A 20,431-nucleotide genomic window follows, 5' to 3' on the forward strand; every position below is an offset into this window, starting at 1 on the left:
TCATGCCTGCAGATCTTCCTGTGCCGCCTCGTCCGCACTGAGCGACTCCGCCTGCTTCGCCGCCTCTCCGGCTGGCGATAACCTGACTGCTACATCCGGCTCCATGTCGTAGACACCGACCGTATTCTTATTGGAAATAACGGTAATATTGGCCACATCGTAGAGACGGTGGTACACCACGTGCTCGCCGCCCTCAAATCCGGTACAGCTCATGGACAGCAGGTATTCGCCGCCCTGCAGGGTCATCTTCTGCGTAAACGCGACATCGTAAATATCGCCCTCCTTGACCGGATGGACATCCGTTCCCTCAAACAGGGTGTTCGTGCCGGTCAGATCGGTTCCCTTCTTATCCTTGATCGTATAAGTAAAGATCGGTGCCTGAATCGGTGCATTGAAACGGATGCGCTCGCGGATGGTAAACTCTTCGCCTTTTAAGAGCAGGTTAGTGATATTACCGCGCGCGTCCACCAGTCCCAAATCGAAGATCTGCGCCCTGCCGTCGCCGTACTCCTCGCGGTTTGCGTTGATCGTCAGCTTGTCGCGCATCAAGCCCGTCTTTTTCGCCGTTTCTCCGTTCAAACCAGCCGGATTTCCGGTGCCGTCCGATGCTGAACCAACTCCATTTTCTGCGGTGCCATCCACTGCTCCGGAGCCGTTTACATCTCCGGCATCGTTATTTCCAGCCTCATTTCCAGATGCACCCTTCTCCGCACTTCCGGCTCCTGCTTTCTCCGCTTTTACTACCTTGTCCCCGGAAAAATCGTTCATCACTTCCAGCTCGGCGCGCAGCGCGTCCATCTGTCCTGCCAGAATCTTTTTGTAGAGATCGACCATCTTGCCCGCCGAACCCTGTGCGATAAATTCTCCCTTATTGAGCAACACTACCTTATCGCAGTATTTGATGATACTTCCCATATCGTGGGTTACCATGATGATCGTCGTGCCGTTTTTGCGGATCTCCTCCATGCGGCGGTAGCACTTGGACTGGAAAAAGACATCCCCGACCGAGAGCGCCTCATCAACGATCAGGATCTCCGGCTCGACGTTGATCGCAAGCGCAAATGCCAGACGCACGAACATACCGCTCGAGTACGTCTTGACCGGCTGATAGACGAAATCGCCAATCTCGGCAAAATCGAGAATCTCCGGCAGCTTTGCATCCATCTCTTTTTTGGTATATCCCATCATCGTACCGTTCATATAGATATTTTCGATACCGGTGTAGTCCTGGTTAAATCCGGCTCCCAGCTCCAGCAGCGCCGAAATTTTGCCGCGCACCGTCACCTCGCCGGTCGTCGGCGTGAGAACGCCGGTAATGATCTTAAGGATCGTCGATTTACCCGAACCATTCGTACCGATGATTCCGACCGTCTGACCTTTTTCAACCGTAAAGGAAAGATCGCTCAACGCGTAGAAATCCTTGTGGTATTCTTTATGGCTGACGCTCAGCGATTCTTTCAGCCGGTCGATCGGTTTATCATACAGCCTGTATATCTTGGTCACATTTTTCACTTCGACCGCGTACTTCTCTGCGTTCTCCGCCTCTTGTGCCCCTGTGTTTGTTGTATTTTCAGCAGACATATATCTTTTTCGTTCCTCCTGTTCCACTATTCTCGTAGTATAGCATGTTTTCTATGTTTCTTGCAATTCCTGTACGCAGAAAAACACACCTCTTTCTATGTACTCACGAAAAACATTCGTATTTTTTTGTGAAATGTTTTGTATTTTCTTGACAATATCCAGATGCTATGCAAAAATCATGGCAAAGGAGGATGATTCTATGGATTTTTTAACAATGACAATTCGAAAACAAAAAAATATTGCACTCATCGCACACGACAATAAAAAACGTGAACTCATCGACTGGTGTGAGGCGAACAAAGAGATCCTCAAAAAACATTTCTTATGCGGAACCGGCACAACCGCCCGCATGATTACGGAATATACCGGGCTTCCGGTCAAGGGCTATAACAGCGGTCCTCTGGGCGGCGACCAGCAGATCGGTGCAAAAGTCGTCGAGGGACAGGTTGATTTTATCATCTTCTTCTCCGATCCCCTGACCGCCCAGCCGCACGATCCGGATGTCAAGGCGCTTCTTCGAATCGCCCAGGTTTACGATATCCCGATCGCCAACAATAAAGCGACTGCCGATTTTATGATTACCTCGCCGCTGATGGATGAGGAGTATGAGCATGACATCATCAACTTCCACCAGAATATTAAAGAGCGGGCCAAGACGCTGTAAAAAACACATTCTCCCTTGTATTTATTCTCATTCTTCGGTACAATGGTCGTTACCGTTTATGAGAATACATACAAGGGAGATTTTTTATGTTACAGAAATTTTTTAAATACATTCTCCAAAGCATGGCAGGCATGCTGGGAATTTCCGTCTACATCCTCGCAGACACCTATTTTATCTCGGTCTACTCCGGTGCAGATGGTCTGGCGGTCTTAAATCTGATTTTACCGGTTTACGGACTGATCTATGCGATTGGCGCCATGATCGGGATCGGATCGGCGACCCGTTATGCGATCGACCGTGCGCAGGGCAAAAGCGCCAGCTTCTATTTTCTCTCCGCCGTAACCTGGGATATTCTCATCAGCATTCCGCTGGTGCTGGCAGGCATTTTCATCCCGGATAAAATCTTGCAGCTTCTCGGCGCAGACGCGGGGCTGACCGCGCTCGGAAAGCAGTATCTCCGCATTATTCTGGCTGCCTCGCCTTTTTTTATGTCCAACTACGCATTCACGGCGTTTGCGCGCAATGACAGCGCTCCGGCGATCGCGATGCTCGGCTCCATCGCCGGAAGTATGTTCAACATCGTGTTTGACTACATCTTCATGTTTCCGGCAGGTCTGGGACTGACCGGCGCGGCGTTAGCGACGGCATTCTGCCCGCTTGTGACGATGAGCATCTGCGGCACGCACTACCTGGGAAAACACAATCAGGTCGGATTCCGTTTTCGCGCTCCATCCCTGCGCCACCTGATCGCCTGCTGCCAGCTCGGCGTATCCGCCTTTGTCGGCGAAATATCCTCCGCCGTGATCGCGATCGTCTTTAATTTCCTGCTTCTGGGACTCGCTGGAAATGTCGGTGTCGCCGCTTACGGCGTCACTGCCAATCTCTCCGTCGTTGCCATGTGCCTGTTCAACGGACTCGCGCAGGGCACGCAGCCGCTCATCAGCGAAAGCTACGGAAAAGGCGATCACACGCAGAGCCGCCAGTTCCTGACCTGGGGCGTCATCGCCTGCCTGATCGTGGAAGCGATCATTCTGGTGCTGACCTGGAGCATGACCGATCCACTGATCCAGATCTTCAACCAGGAGCAGAACGCCGAACTTCTGCATTACGCCCACAGCGGGCTCCGGCTGTATTTCCTGGGCTTTCTCTTTGCTGGCATCAACATCCTGCTGGTTGCCTATTTTTCCGCCGTCGCGCAGCCAAAACCAGCCATCGCCGGTTCTCTGCTGCGCGGGGCCGTCGCTATCATCCCCTGCGCTGTCACACTGGCGCGCCTGTTTGGGCTGAACGGCGTCTGGCTGTCTTTCCTGGCGTCGGAAATGATCACTTTCTTCGCTATTTTGCTGCTGGCAAGGCTGGGACATACTTCCAAAGAATCACATAATTTTAAAAAAATTTAATTTTTTCTCAAAAAATATTTGACACTTTACATCATCGTAGTATATTGATGAAAAATCGAACACACCAAAACCGTTGAAGCGGAGATCAAAGCAGCATATGCGCGCACAGAGAGTCCGGGAGGCTGAGAACCGGGTCGAGATGCAGGCTGCCAAATGGACCTCTGAGGGCGCAGCCAAAAGCTGGATATATTTTCAGCCTAGTACTCTGCGACGTAGGGCTTATGTTAGTTGCCGGAGATATGCAGGTATCTCGCAAAGCGCATGGAATCACTCCATGAATCAAGGTGGCACCGGCGTCCGGAGTGAGATCACGACCGATATCGGCGCGATGGTAAATCTGATAAAAGAAGAAAGCGATATCCCGTGTGCCGTATGTGGCAGAATACGTGAAATCAATGAAAAACGCGATTCGGTAAAAAAAGAAAACCGTCTGTAAAAGAATCTTTCATTCTTTCTCAGACGGTTTTCTTTTTCTGGCTTCAGAAGCCTTGTTCTGTCGTAAATGCTTTAGGTTGGTGGTAACTCATCCAATTCTGCCGGATGGTTATAAGCTTGCGAGCAGATTATCCATTACATTTCGCACAGAAACTCTTTTTCTACTTCTGCCTCAGACTCGGTATAACCTAACTGTGCAGCTAAACGATGTACCAGTACCGGCATTGCTTCCTGCTCTAAGGACTCGGAAACTACATGCTTTTCTGCTGGTGTGTTGTAATATGCCTGATATAAATTCTCCTGATATAAACCGTTATTGAATGTTCTTGTTGCTTTCATCATGATAATTACCTCCATCAAATAAAATTATATTTTTTCATATGATAGGCGGAAATCCATTGCAATATTCTTATGATACTATTACGATATCCGTCTGTGAAAATCTCTTGTTTCTTTCGATGGCAATAATATAACACTGTCAAACAAAAAGTACCATCCCCGGAAGTGGTATAAACTTATAAGTCATTTGCAATTATATAAACATAAGTTAATATATGTAATAAGTACCAATTTTGACACCCTGACTATGTACAAAAGTTACAAAAACAGCCATACTTGAAATATAAACAAAAACGTCCGGCGGCGATTTGCGGATTTGTGCATCCCGCCTAAAAAAGAATGTACCTTGGCTCATTCGGGCGTCTCGCGCGGTCGCCTGCGAACGGTTCTGGCAGGGCTACGCGGATGGGTGCTGCCTACACAATGCGTGAACGGTGGCTTAACGGGATTCGCGGATTACCTCCTCAATATTTTTGTACGGAACCCGCGTAAAAAGCCCCCGCAGCTCTTCCGCCAAATCCAGTGCCATCGCGATTTTTGTGAGTGACAAAAGGGAAATCTGCCCCGTCGCCTCAAATCGCTTAATTGAGCCATAACTCACCCCACTCATGTCCGCCAGTCTCTGCTGTGAAATAGCGCGGCGTTTCCGGATGTTACGCAGCCGTGATGCCAGTTTCTGATCCAGTTCATCTGCAGTTTCCCAGATAAGTGCTTCCATATTGCTCTCCTGCCTCTCTAAAGATAATGACCTAACATGTCCTGCACACATGTACGAATCTGTTTTATCATTTCCATGCATCTCGTTTTTTTCATTCCGGCTGCAAGCCCAACTGCAAGCAGCTCCTTCTCACCCGGATTTCGTCCATTGCCATCTACGCTGGTCGTATGTTCCCCATAATATGTGTTGCTGTACGTCAGATCATACGCTGGTCCCAGGCGCCATTGCTCTTCCTCCTCCCGATATATATAAGTAAAATTCTTTGAATGATCATCCCGGTTGTGGGCAAACACATTAAAACACATACGGCGGAACATGTTTTCTATATCTTCTGCCTTCCCATTCGTCAATATTTTCGTTAATTTCATCAATTGATGGTAATCCAGACTTGGCTGTTCAAAATCCAGTTCTAATAACGCCGCTGCCGTCAGCATATGAACCCGCTTTACCATCCCATTTTCTATTTCCCGATCAAATCGTCTGGTTCCAAAATATCCTTTGCATCGCCTTGAGGGAAACAATCTCGATTCACTCATGACAATTCCGCACTGTTTTGCACAGCACGCATAGTCATACTCCATCTTCCCTGCATCTTTTCCATCTATATGTGCCGGAAATTTAATCAGCCAGTCCTCTCCCTGAATCTGCGTCATGATTTTTGGGCGCGCACCTCCGCTTGTACCGCCCAGCCGGTACAGTTCATCCAATTTGTCCGAGTATTCGGTATTTAATATTTTCTGGCAGGCCTCCGCAAGTTCGTCCAGATTATCATTTTTCTCCTCAACCGAAAGTTCCCGCTGCGGACGATAGGTCAACGCCCCCATCCCAGATCTTCCCACAACCGCCAGCCGGTCTAACACTGTCCAATCGTCTGGCTGCTGCTTATGCGCCAGCAAAAGACGCCGCAAAAGCAGGCGCCCCCACGCATCTGGCAGGCTATCCGCAAACACCCCAAACAAACCTTCAAAATAATCCTTATTTGGAATAAACACCTGCTTTTTCAAAGGCAGTGAAAACGGACTGATCGAAAATCCCTCTTCCAGCCATGCATCATCATACTCAAATGCCACCTTGTGATTCGCTGTTAATGCAAGAGTTCCTACCAGTCTGTCTTCATACATAACCTGAAGTTTCTTTCCTGTCTCCATCCGCCCTATCCTTTCTCCTTTATTATCCCATAAACACAAACTTTAGGGAAATTCTATTTTAATTTTTTCCATTTAAATCATGGATAATATATTATCCATTAATGCTATTTTTTATTTGTTTTGTATAATATATTATCCATTTATTTTAATCTATCCACCCCTGATTTTCAAGCCTTCTACCTTCGCTTTTCAAAATTTCCCTCTTTACATCCTCTTCCATTTTTTTATAATAACCCTCGCGCAACAAAATATGGAATCAAGAGGCATAAAAAAAGAATCACCCGAACTAGCACTTTACGAGTGATTCTTTTTATTTAGTTTTAAAAAAACTTTGCATCCCCCTTCCGCCCGGACATCCGGCACCTTACCCGTCCTTCTCCGGCACCTCATCCCGCCAGACAACCGTCTCCACATCCTCAAACAGCTCCTGGTTGCGCTCGACCGTCAGATAGACAAAATCATCCGGCTGGTATTCATCCAGAAGCGCCTCCGTGTATGTGTCAAAGGTCGCAAACACCGTTTTCCGGTATAGCTTCGGCATAAAATATTTAAGGTTCTGGCTAAAGGAATCGCCTACCACCAGAAGTGTTTTATCATTCGGCGAATCCGACTCAAATACTGCAAAGCTGTTGTCCTCGTTCATATCCACCGTCGTAGCCGTCACCTCCGGCAGATAATTCTGAATCACATATTCGGTATCGTCGCTGTACTCTGCTGCCATGTTAAGCATCCGCGCCAGGTCTCCGGACGCCGGTCCTGCCGCCTCAATCGAGACTGCACTGAGCGGTGTAGAGGTTCCAAGCAAAGTCTGTGCAATCTGCTGGCTTCCGATAAAAGAGCCGATCTGGTTCCAGTGCGTATCATATTTGTAATAAAGCTGATACGTGTCCGCCTCTTTCAGAAGCTCCGGCTTCATGTCATACACCGGAAGTCCCTGCGCCGCAAGCTCCGGGAGCGCCGCATCCAGACGCGACTCACTTCCGTATACCCGGACCGAATCCGGCATATATTCCGCATAGACACTTTCCTTGTTGGGTGCCTCAAACATCACAAACCGGATGCCGCGCTCTTTCATTTTCTCGTTTACCGAGGTAATCGCGTCCGCCAGCGCTGTTTTCTCATCCGCCGTATAGAGATTTGTCCGCTGATAATCCGCCAGCGCATCCTCGCCGTCCTCCGAAACGGTGTAAAACAGCCAGTTTTCTTTTCCGACCGTCACATCCGAAATCGAGCTTTCATTTAAAAGCTCCAGATCCAGCTTTGTCTTCGCCTTGACAAACAGATTTTTAAACGGAACATGGTCGTTGTAATACGCTTCAAATTCCGTCGGAATATTGTCAAAATTGGCAGCCGACAGTTCCGGAAAGGATGCCAATTCCCTGTTTTCATAATTCTGCTGGTCCAGATGGCTCCTAACCGCCGGATAGACAAGCGTCGGCAGCACCAGGCTCGCCGCAAAGGAACCAATCAGAAGTATTTTTGTCCCTGTCTCTCGATTCATATCTCTCGTTTTCTTCTCCCTGCATGAATCCATCTTTCTGTACTTTCACGCCCTGCCGCCCATGCTTTCATTTTTATGTTCTCATTGCACAGGCAAGCATGCTTTCTACACTGCTTTTAAAAACGGAAATAAATAAATGGATTGTATGTATTGTTGACAAGCAGCAAAATGGAAAACCACAGGATCGCCATGTAGCCGATCCAGCTTGCGACCGTCACCGAGCCATCCTGCGCCAGCACGCGCCCTTTCCATTTCATCCAAAACCACTGCACCGGACCACATGCCAGCAGCGCCGCCGCCAGAAACATCCAGAGTTTCCGGTTCATGTAGCGTTCCATCAAAACGACTGCGCTGTGCGGCACAAACATATACCGGATAAAGGAAAATGCCTGCCCGATCGTGTCCGCGCGGAAGAAAATCCAGCCGATCAGCACGACAAACACCGCATAGATATGCGCCAACGGCCGGAATTTCTCCTGCTTCAGCCATTTTCCCAGAAAACAGCGCTCCAGCACGTTGAAAAAGCCATGGTAAATGCCCCAGAAAATGAACGTCCAGCCCGCTCCGTGCCAGATGCCGGTCAGCAGAAAGACCGTCCAAAGGTTGACATACGTCCGCGCCGTGCCCCTCCTGTTTCCGCCGAGCGGAATGTACACGTACTCTTTAAACCAGCTGGAGAGGGAAATATGCCATTTCCGCCAGAAATCCTGGATCGAAGTCGCTGTATACGGCAGCCGGAAGTTTTCAATAAATGTAAAGCCAAACATTTTTCCAAGCCCAATCGCCATGTCCGAATAGCCAGAAAAATCGAAATAAATCTGCAGCATATAGAGAAGCGCCGTCAGCCAGAGCATCGCCTGGCTCACATCCGCCGCCTGATACGCGTAGACCGCGTCCACCACCTCGGCAAAGGTATTTGCCAGGATGACCTTCTTTCCCAGACCGAAAATAAAGCGTTTCACGCCGTAAGAAAAGCCCTCCAGCGTGACGGTCCTGTTTTCGATCTGCTCCTCGATGTCATGGTATTTCACGATCGGTCCCGCTATGAGCTGCGGGAAGAAGGAAATATAAAGCATCATGTTGAACGGATTTTTCTGCGCCTGATTTTCGCCCCGGTACACATCCACCACGTAGGAAAGCGCCTGGAAGGTATAGAAGGAAATTCCGATCGGCAGCGTCACCTGAATCGCCGGAAGCGCTATATCAAACCCGCGAAGCAGCGGATTCAGCACCTCGGCGAGGAAATTGTAATATTTAAAATAGCCGAGGATCAGAAGATTGAGCGTCACGCAGAGCGCCAAAAGCCATCTCTTTTTCCCGAATTTCTCCACCAGACGCCCGAAACCGTAGTTGAGCAGAACCGAAAAAATCATGAGCACCACATACCGCGGTTCGCCCCAGGCATAGAAAAAGAGGCTGAATACGGTCAGGATGCCGTTTTTGAACGGTTTGGGGCTCACGTAGTAGAGGAGCAGGATGCAGGGGAGAAGAACCCATAGGAAGATGATTGAACTGAAAACCATTTTATGTAAACTCCTATTGATAAGTTGTCGCAGAAGGGAGCTGCCGGAGGCGGCACTGGCAGCTTCTCAGATTATCGTTGTTCGCATCTCGATAATCCAATAGCTGTCAACACCATCTACAGCAGCTCCCTTCCCATCTACAGTACGTCTGAGAAATGGGGACGAAGTTTTTTGAATACCTTCAGTCCTATTATCATCAAAATAAATGTTACCACCCAGAAATAAATCGTCATCGTCGGCCGCTCGAAGAACCAGCTTCCCGTAAGCATGCTGTCGCGGTAGCCTGCGGCGATGTAGTAGAATGGGTTAAGCTTGAATACCCACTCCAGCCAGGATGCGCGGCTGGTGAAGATTGCCTCGTCGTACATGATCGGGGTCAGCCACATGCCGAACTGGAGGCAGATGCCGACGATCTGCGCCATATCTTTAAAGAACACCTGCACGGCGCTGGTAAAATAGGTAAGCGCCAGTCCAAGCATCGACGCCGCAAAAGAATAGTATAACACCTGAATCCAGGTTGCAGACGGCATACGCCCGTCAATCAGGTACAGCCCTGCCATAATGATCAGGAAGCAGGCGTGTACCAGGAAACAGGAGATAAGCTTGATAACCGGAAGCATCTCCACCTGGAATACTACCTTTTTAACCAGATAATGGTACTCCTGCAGGCAGTTTGTGCCCGTATTTAAAATCTCGCTGAAATAAAACCACGGGATGATACCCGGCGTCAGCCAGATGACATAGGTCGCCCCCGGAACCGGCGGCGCATTTTTCATGCCATGTTCACCGAAAATGAACGCATAGATCGCGATCGTAACCATCGGCTGAATAAACATCCAGACAATTCCAAAGTACGAGCCGACAAAGCGCTTGCGGAAATCCGCCTTGGCAAGCTCGGTGACCAATTTTCTTTTTCCTATCAGTTCCCGAAACAGGGAAATCAGTTCCCGCATTCTATCCTAACTCCATTCTTAAAATTTGAATGCATCCCGGAAGCCGCCCCATTTCTGGTCTTTCTCCGAAATAATCAACTCCATGCCTTCCTCGATCGGCCACTCAACGCCAATCTCCGGATCGTTCCATGCCATACCGCCCTCATCGCCAGGATGATAAAAATCGGTACATTTGTATGCAAATTCTGCCTCATCGGACAGTACCAGGAAGCCGTGTGCAAATCCTTCCGGAATGTAGAACTGCTTCTTGTTCTCCGCGGAAAGAACCACGCCAAACCATTTTCCGTAGGTCTCAGAACCGGTACGAAGGTCTACCGCCACATCAAATACGGTACCGCGCACTGCACGCACCAGCTTGCCCTGCGGATACTGTTTCTGGTAATGAAGTCCGCGCAGAACGCCCTTGACAGACATGGACTGGTTGTCCTGTACAAATACCATGTCGAGTCCCGCCTCATGGAAATCGTTCTGATTGTATGTCTCCATAAAATAACCGCGCTCGTCCTTGAAAACAGTCGGTTCAATTACATAAAGTCCCTTGATGTCACATGGTGTTACTTTAATCTTTCCCATTTTTCTATCTCCTTCTTATGCAGGTATTTCAATTCATTTTTCAATACGTAACTGGCATCATCCTTTTCGGCTGTGCCATCTTTAACTATATCATTCGTTTTTCTGGCTGACAACCTTTTTTACAGATGTTTGTGCCTCTTTCCCCCGCTCATTTTCATCCAGCGCAATCTTCTGCGCCAGATCCTTGACCTTCGTCTCCAGCTGCGACTGTTTGATCGACATATGGAACATTTTCACAATCAGAAGGAAAATAACCGCCAGATAGATAAAATTGGCAGTCGTGTACGTTCCCGCCAGCTCCGCCAAAAGATCCGGCAGCCCCGGAAAGATACTGAACACAATGAGAATGGACGAGAATCCCAGCCAGAAAATCGAATCCTCGATCTGGAGTTTTGACTGCCGGATCTTCCGCATAATCATAAAGGTTGTCAGGATCGACACGACGATCAGGACAACTCTGAGTGTTGGCGTCATGGCGCTACCTCCTCTTTCTGAAATTCTGGATTAACAGAATCGAAATCAGCATTTTAAGCATATACCGCATCGCATTGACCGGTGTCAGGTAACTGACTCCCAGAATCCGTTCATCCATGATGACCGGCACCTCCGCCACCCGCGCGCCCTGGCGGATCAGGTAGGAAACGGTGTCCGGCTCCGGACCGTAGTTAAGCCCCGATGCAAATTCGCGGATCATGCGCTTGCTGAACATCCGCATTCCCGAGGTCGGATCCTTGATATTGACACCAGTTGTGAAGCGGATCGCCATCTCGATCAGATTACTTCCAAGCATCCGCATCGTAAATGGCTTTTTCTCCCCGACAAACCGGGAACCGATGACGATATCGTAACCTTCTTCCATTTTCTTGATCATGGATTCCAGATACTCCGGACGGTGCTGTCCGTCTCCATCGAGCTGGACCGCATATTGATATCCGTACTTGTCGGCATATTTAAGTCCCGCCTGAAATGCTCCCGCCAGTCCCAGATTGACCGGAAGGTTCAACAGATTATATCCATTTCTCTGGCAGATCGCCGCCGTCTCATCGCGCGATCCGTCATTGACGACCACATAATCATACTGCGGAAAATTGGCAGTCAGATGGTTCACAACCCGCTCTATATTTTCGGCTTCGTTGTACGCCGGTATGACTATCAAAAGTTCGGCTTTTTCCGCCCCAGAAGCTTCTTCTGTGGACAATAACGCCTTATCTTCCATCGCCCGCTTCTCCTTCCCAGTATGCCGGATTCATCGTCAGGCTTCGAATCAGCCCCTCCGGCAGCTTTTTATAATGCTTTCCCAGCCAGTACCCGGCATATTTACTTCCGCTCGCCATCACAAGCTGCGGCAGAAGAAGCACATGACCATTTTCCACCAGCCATTTCGCTGTTTTCTTCACCAGACGGATTCCCTCGCCCTCCGAATGAAGGCGCCCAAACACCTCAGGGTGATCCGCCTGCGATACGCCAAGGTCGAAATTCCGGTGCAGCTGCTGCATCGCCGTATAATTGTGGGAATGGATGACCTGCGCGTCCGCCGCGTAGGCAATCTGATACCCGGCTTCCACCGCGTGTCCGGCAAAAATCATATCCTCGTTGAAAATGGTTTTCTTCGTAAATCCGCCAAGCTTCAGGTAAATATTCCGCCGGTATGCCGCGCAGACATTGGAACAGAAATACGTCTTGATTCCCAGCTCGTCCTCGTCCTCTTTCCCTTTCAGACGGCTCACCGCCGGATAATTAAAGTCCCTCGTATACCGTTCAATCACACCGCAGTCCGCCGCCGGAAGCTGTCTCGCATATGCTGCCGCCACACGTTCCGAAGCATCCAGCGCCTCCAGAAGCTCTTTCACCAGATTCCGGTCATACGGCACGCAGTCGTGCGTCATGCAGATGCAGACATCCGCATCTGATTTCAAAATTCCCTCATGGCGCGTCCTTCCATGGTCAAATTCCGACTGGCGGATATGGCACACGGTCAGCTTCGTATCTTCCCCCTCAAATAAGGACTCAAACCGCTCAGCATCCCAGTACTTTTCTTCCGTATTCATGATGATCACACGGCCCACCGGCACACTCTGTTCCAACAGCCGCCGCAGAAGTTTTTCCAGCTTATCCCCCGGTTTGAACGTAGGTATAATCACATCGGCTTTTCTCATTTTTCGTACTCCTTATAGGCTTTTCTGTAAAAATGCATCAGAATCTTTACCATCCAGTCCGGCCACATTTTCCGGAACATCGCCATCTCATCCGCCGGGCGCCGGTTGTCCTCAATGCAGGCTTTCGTCGTCGCCGCCGCATGGACGCGGTAGGCAATCAGCGGTTTTTCTGAACAGATAAAACGCCCTTTTTTGCCCGCCAGCTCGTAAAGGTTGTCCCAGTCCAGCGCAAAATCATACTCCGAATGGAACATATCGTCCCCAATCTGTTCTTTATTGTACGTGCAGGACGGACAGCAGATCGAATTGCCAAACCAGACACTGCTCCGCTTGATCCATGTGCGGTTTGCCAGGAAACGAAGCCGCAGCGGCAGGCGCAGTATCTTTTTTACCAGCCAGACCATGTTAAATGGCTCCGGAATGGCTTTCATTTTTCCCTCTTTCTCCGTCATGCGGATCGTGAGATAATCGCTCGCAAACAGCAGCAGATCCGGATATTTCTTCCATGCCTTTAAAAGCTTTTCGGCATAATCGCTGCGGTATCGGTCGTCCTGATGGGCGATCGTGACGAAACGCCCCTGCGCCTTTCCATAGGCAAACATCCAGTCCTCACGGATATTGCTCGCCCCGTCCCGCACATAGAGCGGCACCTGATACCGCGCTGCCAGCTCCCGGATATAGCTGCTCGGCGTCGAGGTACAGCAGATCACCTCCGATTTGACCGTCTGTCTCGTCACCGAACGCAGACATTCTTCCAGATACGGCGAATCCTTGTATGCACAGACCGCAAATGTATGAATGATTTCCTGCTGCATCTCGTTCCCTTTCTCTCTCGCTCTTTCATGCCGCACTTCTGCCTTCTCGTTTTTCAAGAGCGGTACCTGCTTGAATTTATTTTTACCAGACTTATGATAGATTTTAACGTTTCAAACATCTTTGCCTGTTACTGTTCACGCATACGTGCCCAGTAACGGAATTTGCCGTGGCTTCGCATTTAAATACGGCAAATTCCTGCTACCACCACGTTTTCTTACGGCACTTTCGGTTCCAAAAGTGCCTACCCGTATACAGTAACCTTTGCCTTCTTCTAGCTTGCTTATGCTTACCGGCAGAACTTCATCCAGATATCCAGATAAACCGTTGCCGCCAGAATCAGCGCCGCCGCCCCTAACACCAGCGCATGATAGTTTTTATTCTCCATCCGCACCATCACCCGCTCCGGGTTTAAAACCAGCCAGACAAGCGGCAGAAATGGCAGGTAATAGCGCCCCTGTACGCCGTCGATATAGGTATTACCCGGTCTGGTAAATGCGATGTACATCGAAGTCCAGACCAGCACCGCCGTTCCCACGCAGAGTATAAATATCCACAGCTTCTGTTTTTTTGACAGACGTTTTCCACAGGATGACTGCCCGGCTGTGAGGATAACGGCCGCCGAACCAGCATACAGCGCCCACGGAAATGACATCGTTCCCGTGTGTCCCAGAAGCCCCAGGGAATTTTCGCCCAGCACATAGGACGGAAGCGTCCGGAACAGGTTGCACATCAGCACCCATGCATAGGCAAGCGGCTGTCCCAGAATGTATGCCATCTGCCCTTTCTCGCTGGTGCTGTCGCCTCTCGTATCCCCGATATCGCGCGGCGCGATCAGAACCGGCAGGATGAAAGATAACATCATCAGACCGCAGATCACGATAAATCCACCCTTCATCAGGTACATTTCCCGTTTAGAACGGAACTTTTCTGCCGGAATCATCAGTCCCAGCAGAATGAGCGGCGCATATACCGCCTTGACGCGGCAGCCCCATACAAAGGTAAGCACGATAAGCGCATACGCTTTCCAGTCCATTTTCCGCCCGCCAAGCGCCGCTTCCAGAATGCCCGCGAAAGACAGCCACAAAAATGCCGTGACGGTCGGGTCATAGGAATATGCCCCCGCCAGCATCATCGGCTCGGGCATCAGCGCCAGAAATGCCAGGATCGCCTTGCCGACCGGTGTCTTTTTGATGGCAAAATACAAAACTGCCGCATAGACATAGAGATTTCCCAGCCTCCCCAGCTTATACAGGATTCCAAATGGGATATGAAGCAGCCCTCCCGCTTTCAGCGCCAGCGCCGAACCCACATATCCAGTCATCGTCGTTTTGTTGAGATCCGTACTCCAGAGATGTTCACCGTGCCGGTAACCCGCATTCTGATTCAGATACGAAGTGAGCGCCGCCTGCTCGTCCCGACTCTCCGGCTGATTGTACGGCCAGGTATCTACGCCCGTCGTAAACTCCTGTAAAAGCGCCGGTTCCGCCTGCACCGGCGTCCGGTAATTTGCCATCCAGAATGCCTGCGCGAAATGCACTTCCTCATCCCAGCTCACCTTATTTGCCGGGAGCGACAGTGAAAATATTGTTCCAAACGTCAGGGAGATCAGCAGAAATCCAACCTCGATGCGCTTTGCCACGAAATCCCGGAAACAGAGAAGTGCGATCAAAACCGCCGCCGCACACCAGAAAAGTCCCAGCCGGTACCAGTTGATACCTGCCCGCGCCACCGTCGCAAACCCGGTCAGTGCAAGCGGCATCCCGCCAAAATTCATGTAGGAAAGCCCTTCTTCGTCTAGATCCTCCCGCGTAATCAGAAGATCCACGTAGTCCAGCTTCCCATTCACCGGAACCGAAGAAAATTTCAGCACCCGGCAGTTGCGGTCCATGACCATCTTTGCGTTGTGCTCCCGCTGCTCGCCATAGATGTTGCGGTAACCGAGGCGGACGGTAGCATTTAACAGACCATCGTAATCATAATGGTAAAGAAACTGGCTGACGTAGCTGCCGTCCAGTGGAATGTGAAGATAACCGCTTGCATCCGAAAGCTGCAGCACCTCTGTATTTTCCACCTGCCGCCTATTCTCTCCAATGGTTTGCCCCGGCTCTCCGGTGATTTCACCCAAACCGTTCTTTTCTGTCTCTACCCGCTCAAATCCGCTCACCTGCACCTCGTCCAGAGCGATCGTCCGCGTCGCCTGCCGCGTCCATCCATTTGCCCGGAGCGCCGGGAAATTGCAGACAAACTCGCCCAGAACACCCATCACAAAGACTGCCGCAAGCGCCAGAAGCAGCCGCAGCACATCTTTTTTCTCTATTCGATTGATAAAATGCCTGTTAAACTGCATCTGTACTTCTCCCTTATTTTTCCCGTTTAAATTCGGTAAATTTCTGCTGCCACCACGTTTTCTTACGGCACTTTCGGTTCCAAAAGTGCCTACCCGTGAACCGTGTTTTGTCTTTCAAATCAAGCGCTCTAGCGCACTATCTTCTCCACGCCCCTGTGTTCCAGGATGCGCTCATAATCCTCAATATAATCAACCTCCGCCCAGAAATGCCCGCTGACGTCCTCGACATAGACCGGCTGCTGCCCGGTCATGCTGTAAACAACATTTTCCCACCAGACGCCGTGCTCCTGGCGGTCGATCATCTCCTCCATCCGGCAGATAAATTCCGGCATAAATGCCGCTGAAAACCGTCCGATTCCGATGTACTCGCCCGTCACATCATCCCCGGTCAGCTCTTTTCCATATTTTTTCAAAATTCCATCTTCATAGAAGAACTTATAATCCGCTGTCTCCCGGCGGCTCTCGTCCGCAAACATCACCGGGCTCCTGCCCTGCGCGAGGATCCGGTCAAGCAATTTTTCCTCCAGGTATACGTCACCGTTCATGATCAGCAGATCGTCCCCTGTCAGGAACTCCTTCGCAAACCATGCAGACGCAATGCTGTTTGTCACATCGTAAAACGGGTTGTAGAAAAAGGAAACTCCCTTGTCTGCCAAGACCTCGCGGATTACCTGCGCCTCATAGCCCAGCACGATGCCGATATCCTGGATGCCGCGGGAATGAAGCAGGTCAATCGTGTACTCGATCAGGCACTGTCCGCCGCCGATATCCACCGTACATTTTGGTTTTCCCGACAGATAACGCGAGATCCGGGTTCCCCGTCCCGCTGCCAGAATCAATACTTTCACAGAAGTCCCCTCCTTTGCATATCTTTCCATGCCGCAATCAGGCTGTCATTGTCTTCCGGCGTCAATGCGCCGATATGACCGACACGGAACACCGTGTCGGCAAGCGCGCCGCCGTTCGGGCAGATCCAGATGCCGTATTCATCCTTCAAAATCTCAAAAATCCGATGCGCTGAGACCACTTTCCCCTCTTTGTCCACGCCCGTCGGGTGAAGCGGCGTCAATGCCGCCGAGAGAGAATTGGAAACGATCTCAAACGGAAGATCTTTTATTTTGCTTCGGAAATCCTCCGCCTGACAGCGGATCCGTGCCTGTTCTGCCTCAAGCCCTTTTTCCTCGATCATCGTCAGCCGTTTATGAAGCTGTAAAAGCACTCCGACCGCTGGTGTAAACGGCGTCTGCCCCCGCTCGCCATTTTTCAGATAGTCGCGCAGATCAAAATACATCGAGCGGACCGCCGTCTCCTGCACTCTCGCGATCGCACGCGCCCCCAGCACCAGAATCGAGAGTCCCGGCGGAAGTGCCAGCGCTTTCTGAGAACCGGTCAGCACCAGATCAACGCCCCATTTTCCCATCCAAAATGGATCGGCAAGAAACGAGCTGACCGCGTCAACCGCCAGAATCAGCTGGTTTCGTCTGCAAAAGTCCGAAATCAGCTCCATATCATAGAGAACGCCCGTGGAAGTCTCATGGACATTGACTAAAAATCCGGTAAATCCTTTTCCCTCATACGGTGCCAGGTCTTCTGCCCGAAGCGCCCGTCCGCTCTCCAGCTGGATCTCCTCATGAGGAACTTCATGGATCTCACAAATTTTCGCAAACCGCGCGCCAAAACTGCCGCCGTTTACGACCAGCACGCGGTCGCGCTCTGTAAAAAGGTTCATGACTGCCGCTTCCATCGCCGCCGTGCCCGAACCTGTCAGGAAAACCGCCCGTGCATCCTCAGGCGCCCCGGTGAACTGCTTCATCAGGCGCTCATTTTCCTTCATAATTGCAGAAAATTCCGGTGTGCGGAAATATGGCACTTCTTCCGCCCCGATCGCCCGGATTTCCTCGTCCATCTGAACCGGTCCTACCGCAAAATTAATCATACATTTCCTCCAAATCTATCTAATGTACTCTCGAAATCTTTCTGTGCTCGATTTTGTGAGATGATTTTTTGTCAGTTGTGCCCAAATTTCTGAGGCGTACGCGGTGCGTACGTTGATGAAATTCGGGTGCGGCTGGCGGAAAATCAGCCACAAAAGCAAGTGCAGAAAGACTCCGAGAGTACATTCTAAACAAGTTCTATATCCCGCGTACCCGTCTCCGGTACATCACAAGCGACGTCAGTCCAAAGCAGGCAGTCAGTGCCGCCATCAAAAGCAGATACGAAAGCGATCCTCCCAGCAGTCCCGCCGCCCGTACACAGGGCGAAGAAATAAGGAGCGCCGCTGCCGTCACACCGACATAACCCAGAAAAATTCGTTTCTGCTCCTGCATAATGATGAGTGCATAATAAAACAGATTCACATACGCATTAAACGCGCCGCCCAGAATGATAAACGCCAGCGCCAGGCGGCATTCCCGCAGCATATACGCAATCTTCGGATATAACATTGAGAGAACCGGGATTCCGAGAATCCAGGCACCCCCGACTGCCAGCGCCGTAAGCGCCGCGATGATTGCCGCCAGCCGGCCTACCGTCCCGGCAAATTCCGGGAGCGCATTCCGCTCCCACTGATCCGAGAGTTTCGTGATATACGGGCGGATGACGAAGCCTGCCACCAGATTGATGACGCTGGTCGGCATAAAGATCGCACCGAATACCGCCTGATACTTGTCCGCCATATTGCCCTCGATCGCATATTTCGCGGCAGAAAAAACATAAAAATCCAGAATAACCGATAAAAACAGGACTACATTTTCTTTAAACAACAGCCCGACACGCCCGGAGCGGACCTCCCAGTCCACCTGCGGCAGATGACCGATTACCGAAAAATCAAACAGGCACACGCCCGCCAGCTGCGCCAGTACCGCCGCCAGGCAGGAGCCAACCAGGTTGTGGGTCGCATTCAAACTGCCTAAAAAGACACCGACCGATAAAACCGTCCGGAATGCGTTTGATTTGCCCGTCAGATACAGGCGTCCATCACGCTGAAATTCTGCCTCGTAAGCGTCCGCGAAACCGTCGATCACCTTGTACGCGACCATTAAAAACACCGTCGCCGCCTTGACAAAGGCATAGTCCCGGTTGATCACCGTCACATAAAAAAGCCCGGCTACCAGCGCCGCGCCGCAGGTCATCAGGCGCAGCCGCAGATATTCGCCAAACGTAAACCGCCGCCTCGTATCCGTGATCTGGAACGGGCGGATGCCAAAATAGGCCACCATAAACATATGCTGACCAAATGTAGAATACGCAAAGGAGAAGATACCGCCCTCATCCTCGCCGACAATCTGGATGACCGCGATCGTCAGCACCATGGACGCCAGTGCATAGAGAAAGCTCCCTATCATATTCCAGCTCATATTTCGTTTTTCAATCTGCCCGTCTCCACCGATCAGGGCGTTCGCTAAATATTTTACCACTACAGTATCTCTTCCTTTGAAAATTCCAGCCGGCTCGGCGTGTGTGTTTTGCGTTTTTCAACCGGCGGAAGCTGCATGAAATCGCCATACATTTTTGTCAGCATTTCCTCGATATTTCCTGGGAAATTCATGCGTCTGCCCTCAAATTCCAGCTTCCGGAGCGGATAACAGCGCGTCCGATCCACGACATTCCAGTATGGGCTTGTGTCCGGCAGAAATGCCATCCGGCGTGTCCGGTATTTATTGTATTTACGGCAGACCCGCTCACAGCGCATCCGCAGCCACTGAGGCGAGATATGGAGCAGCTTCATCGCCTTGTAGACCATCCCGCAGACCGCCCAGATAAGCTTCGCCTTGATGCCCCGCTGCTGCAGCGTCGGACGCGGAATCGCCCGCAGAATCATCAGCTTACTCCAGAACCATGCCGTCCACGACTGAATCTGGTATAGAACCGGGTTGTCCGCCACATTGTCAAGCACATACAGATCCAGAAAGATGCCGAACGGACAGTCCACATCCTTCATAACCTCCTCAACAAACACCGTCCCCTTCTTCACCAGACGGGTCGTCATCAGCGGATAATTGGGATATCGCTCTGCATTGAGAACCAGATACCGGTCGCTCATCTTCTTTTCCACGATCCGGAGCAGGCGCTCAAAATCCCGCCGCGGCATCGCAATATCGATATCGTCGTCCCAGGGAATAAATCCCTTGTGCCGCAGCGCACCAATTCCCGTTCCGGCTATCCCGAAATATTCCAGATGATAGTCTTCACAGATCCGGATAAAATCATCCAGAATCGACAGAATCTCTCCCTGCAGCTGTTTCAGAACTTCTGGCTCATAAAATTTACTGTCCATA

General features: G+C 50.6%; 20 protein-coding genes. 3 read left to right on the forward strand and 17 right to left on the reverse strand.

What is annotated here, in order from left to right; all coding sequences use genetic code 11:
• On the reverse strand, positions 1 to 1,581 hold the full coding sequence (locus tag C7U56_RS06940) for an ABC transporter ATP-binding protein (protein ID WP_107000702.1): 1,581 nt from the start codon (positions 1,579 to 1,581) through the stop codon (positions 1 to 3).
• Positions 1,582 to 1,780: 199 nt separating this feature from the next.
• Here C7U56_RS06940 and C7U56_RS06945 point away from each other — a divergent pair, with 199 nt between their 5' ends.
• The 3 genes from C7U56_RS06945 to C7U56_RS16205 all read left to right on the forward strand — a co-directional run bounded on the left by C7U56_RS06945 (position 1,781) and on the right by C7U56_RS16205 (position 4,081).
• Entirely contained in the window at positions 1,781 to 2,245 is a 465-nt protein-coding gene (locus C7U56_RS06945) for a methylglyoxal synthase (RefSeq protein WP_022360055.1), read from the forward strand.
• 86 nt (positions 2,246 to 2,331) lie between these two features.
• The gene (locus C7U56_RS06950) at positions 2,332 to 3,645 is read left to right on the forward strand and encodes an MATE family efflux transporter (RefSeq protein WP_107000703.1); all 1,314 of its coding nucleotides are present in this window, start codon (positions 2,332 to 2,334) and stop codon (positions 3,643 to 3,645) included.
• Between the two features lie 274 nt (positions 3,646 to 3,919).
• Positions 3,920 to 4,081, forward strand: a complete 162-nt coding sequence (locus tag C7U56_RS16205) for a hypothetical protein (protein ID WP_338108853.1) — start codon at positions 3,920 to 3,922, stop codon at positions 4,079 to 4,081.
• A 134-nt stretch (positions 4,082 to 4,215) separates the two neighbouring features.
• On the opposite strand, the gene C7U56_RS06965 is transcribed toward C7U56_RS16205, so the two are convergent.
• The 16 genes from C7U56_RS06965 to C7U56_RS07040 form a co-directional block, all read right to left on the reverse strand.
• A complete protein-coding gene (locus C7U56_RS06965; protein WP_107000704.1) occupies positions 4,216 to 4,422 on the reverse strand; it encodes a hypothetical protein in 207 nt (68 codons plus the stop codon).
• Between the two features lie 436 nt (positions 4,423 to 4,858).
• On the reverse strand, positions 4,859 to 5,137 hold the full coding sequence (locus tag C7U56_RS06970) for a helix-turn-helix domain-containing protein (protein ID WP_107000705.1): 279 nt from the start codon (positions 5,135 to 5,137) through the stop codon (positions 4,859 to 4,861).
• 17 nt (positions 5,138 to 5,154) lie between these two features.
• The gene (locus tag C7U56_RS06975; RefSeq protein WP_107000706.1) at positions 5,155 to 6,285 is read right to left on the reverse strand and encodes a type II toxin-antitoxin system HipA family toxin; all 1,131 of its coding nucleotides are present in this window, start codon (positions 6,283 to 6,285) and stop codon (positions 5,155 to 5,157) included.
• 364 nt (positions 6,286 to 6,649) lie between these two features.
• On the reverse strand, positions 6,650 to 7,786 hold the full coding sequence (locus C7U56_RS06980) for an alginate O-acetyltransferase AlgX-related protein (protein ID WP_181357195.1): 1,137 nt from the start codon (positions 7,784 to 7,786) through the stop codon (positions 6,650 to 6,652).
• Positions 7,787 to 7,902: 116 nt separating this feature from the next.
• Positions 7,903 to 9,309, reverse strand: a complete 1,407-nt coding sequence (locus tag C7U56_RS06985; RefSeq protein ID WP_107000708.1) for an MBOAT family O-acyltransferase — start codon at positions 9,307 to 9,309, stop codon at positions 7,903 to 7,905.
• 137 nt (positions 9,310 to 9,446) lie between these two features.
• Positions 9,447 to 10,262: an ABC transporter permease gene (locus C7U56_RS06990; RefSeq protein WP_022360049.1), complete on the reverse strand. Its 816-nt coding sequence runs from the start codon at positions 10,260 to 10,262 to the stop codon at positions 9,447 to 9,449.
• A gap of 18 nt (positions 10,263 to 10,280) precedes the next feature.
• Positions 10,281 to 10,835: a dTDP-4-dehydrorhamnose 3,5-epimerase gene (rfbC, locus tag C7U56_RS06995; RefSeq protein ID WP_022360048.1), complete on the reverse strand. Its 555-nt coding sequence runs from the start codon at positions 10,833 to 10,835 to the stop codon at positions 10,281 to 10,283.
• A 90-nt stretch (positions 10,836 to 10,925) separates the two neighbouring features.
• Positions 10,926 to 11,309, reverse strand: coding sequence for a DUF2304 domain-containing protein (locus C7U56_RS07000; protein ID WP_107000709.1), 384 nt, complete (start codon positions 11,307 to 11,309; stop codon positions 10,926 to 10,928).
• Positions 11,310 to 11,313: 4 nt separating this feature from the next.
• Positions 11,314 to 12,051 (reverse strand): glycosyltransferase family 2 protein, encoded by a 738-nt coding sequence (locus C7U56_RS07005; RefSeq protein ID WP_107000710.1) that lies wholly within the window; start codon positions 12,049 to 12,051, stop codon positions 11,314 to 11,316.
• The gene (locus C7U56_RS07010) at positions 12,041 to 12,991 is read right to left on the reverse strand and encodes a glycosyltransferase family 2 protein (protein WP_107000711.1); all 951 of its coding nucleotides are present in this window, start codon (positions 12,989 to 12,991) and stop codon (positions 12,041 to 12,043) included. Before C7U56_RS07010 ends, C7U56_RS07005 begins: the two co-directional genes overlap by 11 nt.
• Positions 12,988 to 13,863, reverse strand: a complete 876-nt coding sequence (locus tag C7U56_RS07015) for a glycosyltransferase (RefSeq protein WP_338108854.1) — start codon at positions 13,861 to 13,863, stop codon at positions 12,988 to 12,990. Before C7U56_RS07015 ends, C7U56_RS07010 begins: the two co-directional genes overlap by 4 nt.
• A gap of 230 nt (positions 13,864 to 14,093) precedes the next feature.
• On the reverse strand, positions 14,094 to 16,154 hold the full coding sequence (locus tag C7U56_RS07020; protein WP_107000712.1) for a DUF2142 domain-containing protein: 2,061 nt from the start codon (positions 16,152 to 16,154) through the stop codon (positions 14,094 to 14,096).
• 128 nt (positions 16,155 to 16,282) lie between these two features.
• The gene (locus C7U56_RS07025; RefSeq protein ID WP_022360042.1) at positions 16,283 to 17,002 is read right to left on the reverse strand and encodes a phosphocholine cytidylyltransferase family protein; all 720 of its coding nucleotides are present in this window, start codon (positions 17,000 to 17,002) and stop codon (positions 16,283 to 16,285) included.
• Entirely contained in the window at positions 16,999 to 18,090 is a 1,092-nt protein-coding gene (locus C7U56_RS07030; RefSeq protein ID WP_107000713.1) for a pyridoxal-phosphate-dependent aminotransferase family protein, read from the reverse strand. Before C7U56_RS07030 ends, C7U56_RS07025 begins: the two co-directional genes overlap by 4 nt.
• 196 nt (positions 18,091 to 18,286) lie before the next feature.
• On the reverse strand, positions 18,287 to 19,570 hold the full coding sequence (locus tag C7U56_RS07035) for a lipopolysaccharide biosynthesis protein (RefSeq protein WP_338108855.1): 1,284 nt from the start codon (positions 19,568 to 19,570) through the stop codon (positions 18,287 to 18,289).
• Complete coding sequence (locus C7U56_RS07040; protein WP_233430211.1) at positions 19,570 to 20,430, reverse strand: LicD family protein; 861 nt, start codon at positions 20,428 to 20,430, stop codon at positions 19,570 to 19,572. The genes C7U56_RS07035 and C7U56_RS07040 overlap by 1 nt, the downstream gene beginning before the upstream one ends.
• Position 20,431: the final 1 nt, after the last annotated feature.

The sequence above is a fragment of the Clostridium fessum genome (assembly GCF_003024715.1).
Lineage (GTDB): Bacteria > Bacillota > Clostridia > Lachnospirales > Lachnospiraceae > Otoolea > Otoolea fessa.

Excerpts from the sequence above, each read along its gene's own strand:
- C7U56_RS06940 (WP_107000702.1), bottom strand. The coding sequence starts at position 1,581 with ATGTCTGCTGAAAATACAACAAACACAGGGGCACAAGAGGCGGAGAAC.
- C7U56_RS06945 (WP_022360055.1), top strand. The coding sequence starts at position 1,781 with ATGGATTTTTTAACAATGACAATTCGAAAACAAAAAAATATTGCACTC.
- C7U56_RS06950 (WP_107000703.1), top strand. The coding sequence starts at position 2,332 with ATGTTACAGAAATTTTTTAAATACATTCTCCAAAGCATGGCAGGCATG.
- C7U56_RS16205 (WP_338108853.1), top strand. The coding sequence starts at position 3,920 with ATGAATCAAGGTGGCACCGGCGTCCGGAGTGAGATCACGACCGATATC.
- C7U56_RS06965 (WP_107000704.1), bottom strand. The coding sequence starts at position 4,422 with ATGATGAAAGCAACAAGAACATTCAATAACGGTTTATATCAGGAGAAT.
- C7U56_RS06970 (WP_107000705.1), bottom strand. The coding sequence starts at position 5,137 with ATGGAAGCACTTATCTGGGAAACTGCAGATGAACTGGATCAGAAACTG.
- C7U56_RS06975 (WP_107000706.1), bottom strand. The coding sequence starts at position 6,285 with ATGGAGACAGGAAAGAAACTTCAGGTTATGTATGAAGACAGACTGGTA.
- C7U56_RS06980 (WP_181357195.1), bottom strand. The coding sequence starts at position 7,786 with ATGAATCGAGAGACAGGGACAAAAATACTTCTGATTGGTTCCTTTGCG.
- C7U56_RS06985 (WP_107000708.1), bottom strand. The coding sequence starts at position 9,309 with ATGGTTTTCAGTTCAATCATCTTCCTATGGGTTCTTCTCCCCTGCATC.
- C7U56_RS06990 (WP_022360049.1), bottom strand. The coding sequence starts at position 10,262 with ATGCGGGAACTGATTTCCCTGTTTCGGGAACTGATAGGAAAAAGAAAA.
- rfbC (WP_022360048.1), bottom strand. The coding sequence starts at position 10,835 with ATGGGAAAGATTAAAGTAACACCATGTGACATCAAGGGACTTTATGTA.
- C7U56_RS07000 (WP_107000709.1), bottom strand. The coding sequence starts at position 11,309 with ATGACGCCAACACTCAGAGTTGTCCTGATCGTCGTGTCGATCCTGACA.
- C7U56_RS07005 (WP_107000710.1), bottom strand. The coding sequence starts at position 12,051 with ATGGAAGATAAGGCGTTATTGTCCACAGAAGAAGCTTCTGGGGCGGAA.
- C7U56_RS07010 (WP_107000711.1), bottom strand. The coding sequence starts at position 12,991 with ATGAGAAAAGCCGATGTGATTATACCTACGTTCAAACCGGGGGATAAG.
- C7U56_RS07020 (WP_107000712.1), bottom strand. The coding sequence starts at position 16,154 with ATGCAGTTTAACAGGCATTTTATCAATCGAATAGAGAAAAAAGATGTG.
- C7U56_RS07030 (WP_107000713.1), bottom strand. The coding sequence starts at position 18,090 with ATGATTAATTTTGCGGTAGGACCGGTTCAGATGGACGAGGAAATCCGG.
- C7U56_RS07040 (WP_233430211.1), bottom strand. The coding sequence starts at position 20,430 with ATGGACAGTAAATTTTATGAGCCAGAAGTTCTGAAACAGCTGCAGGGA.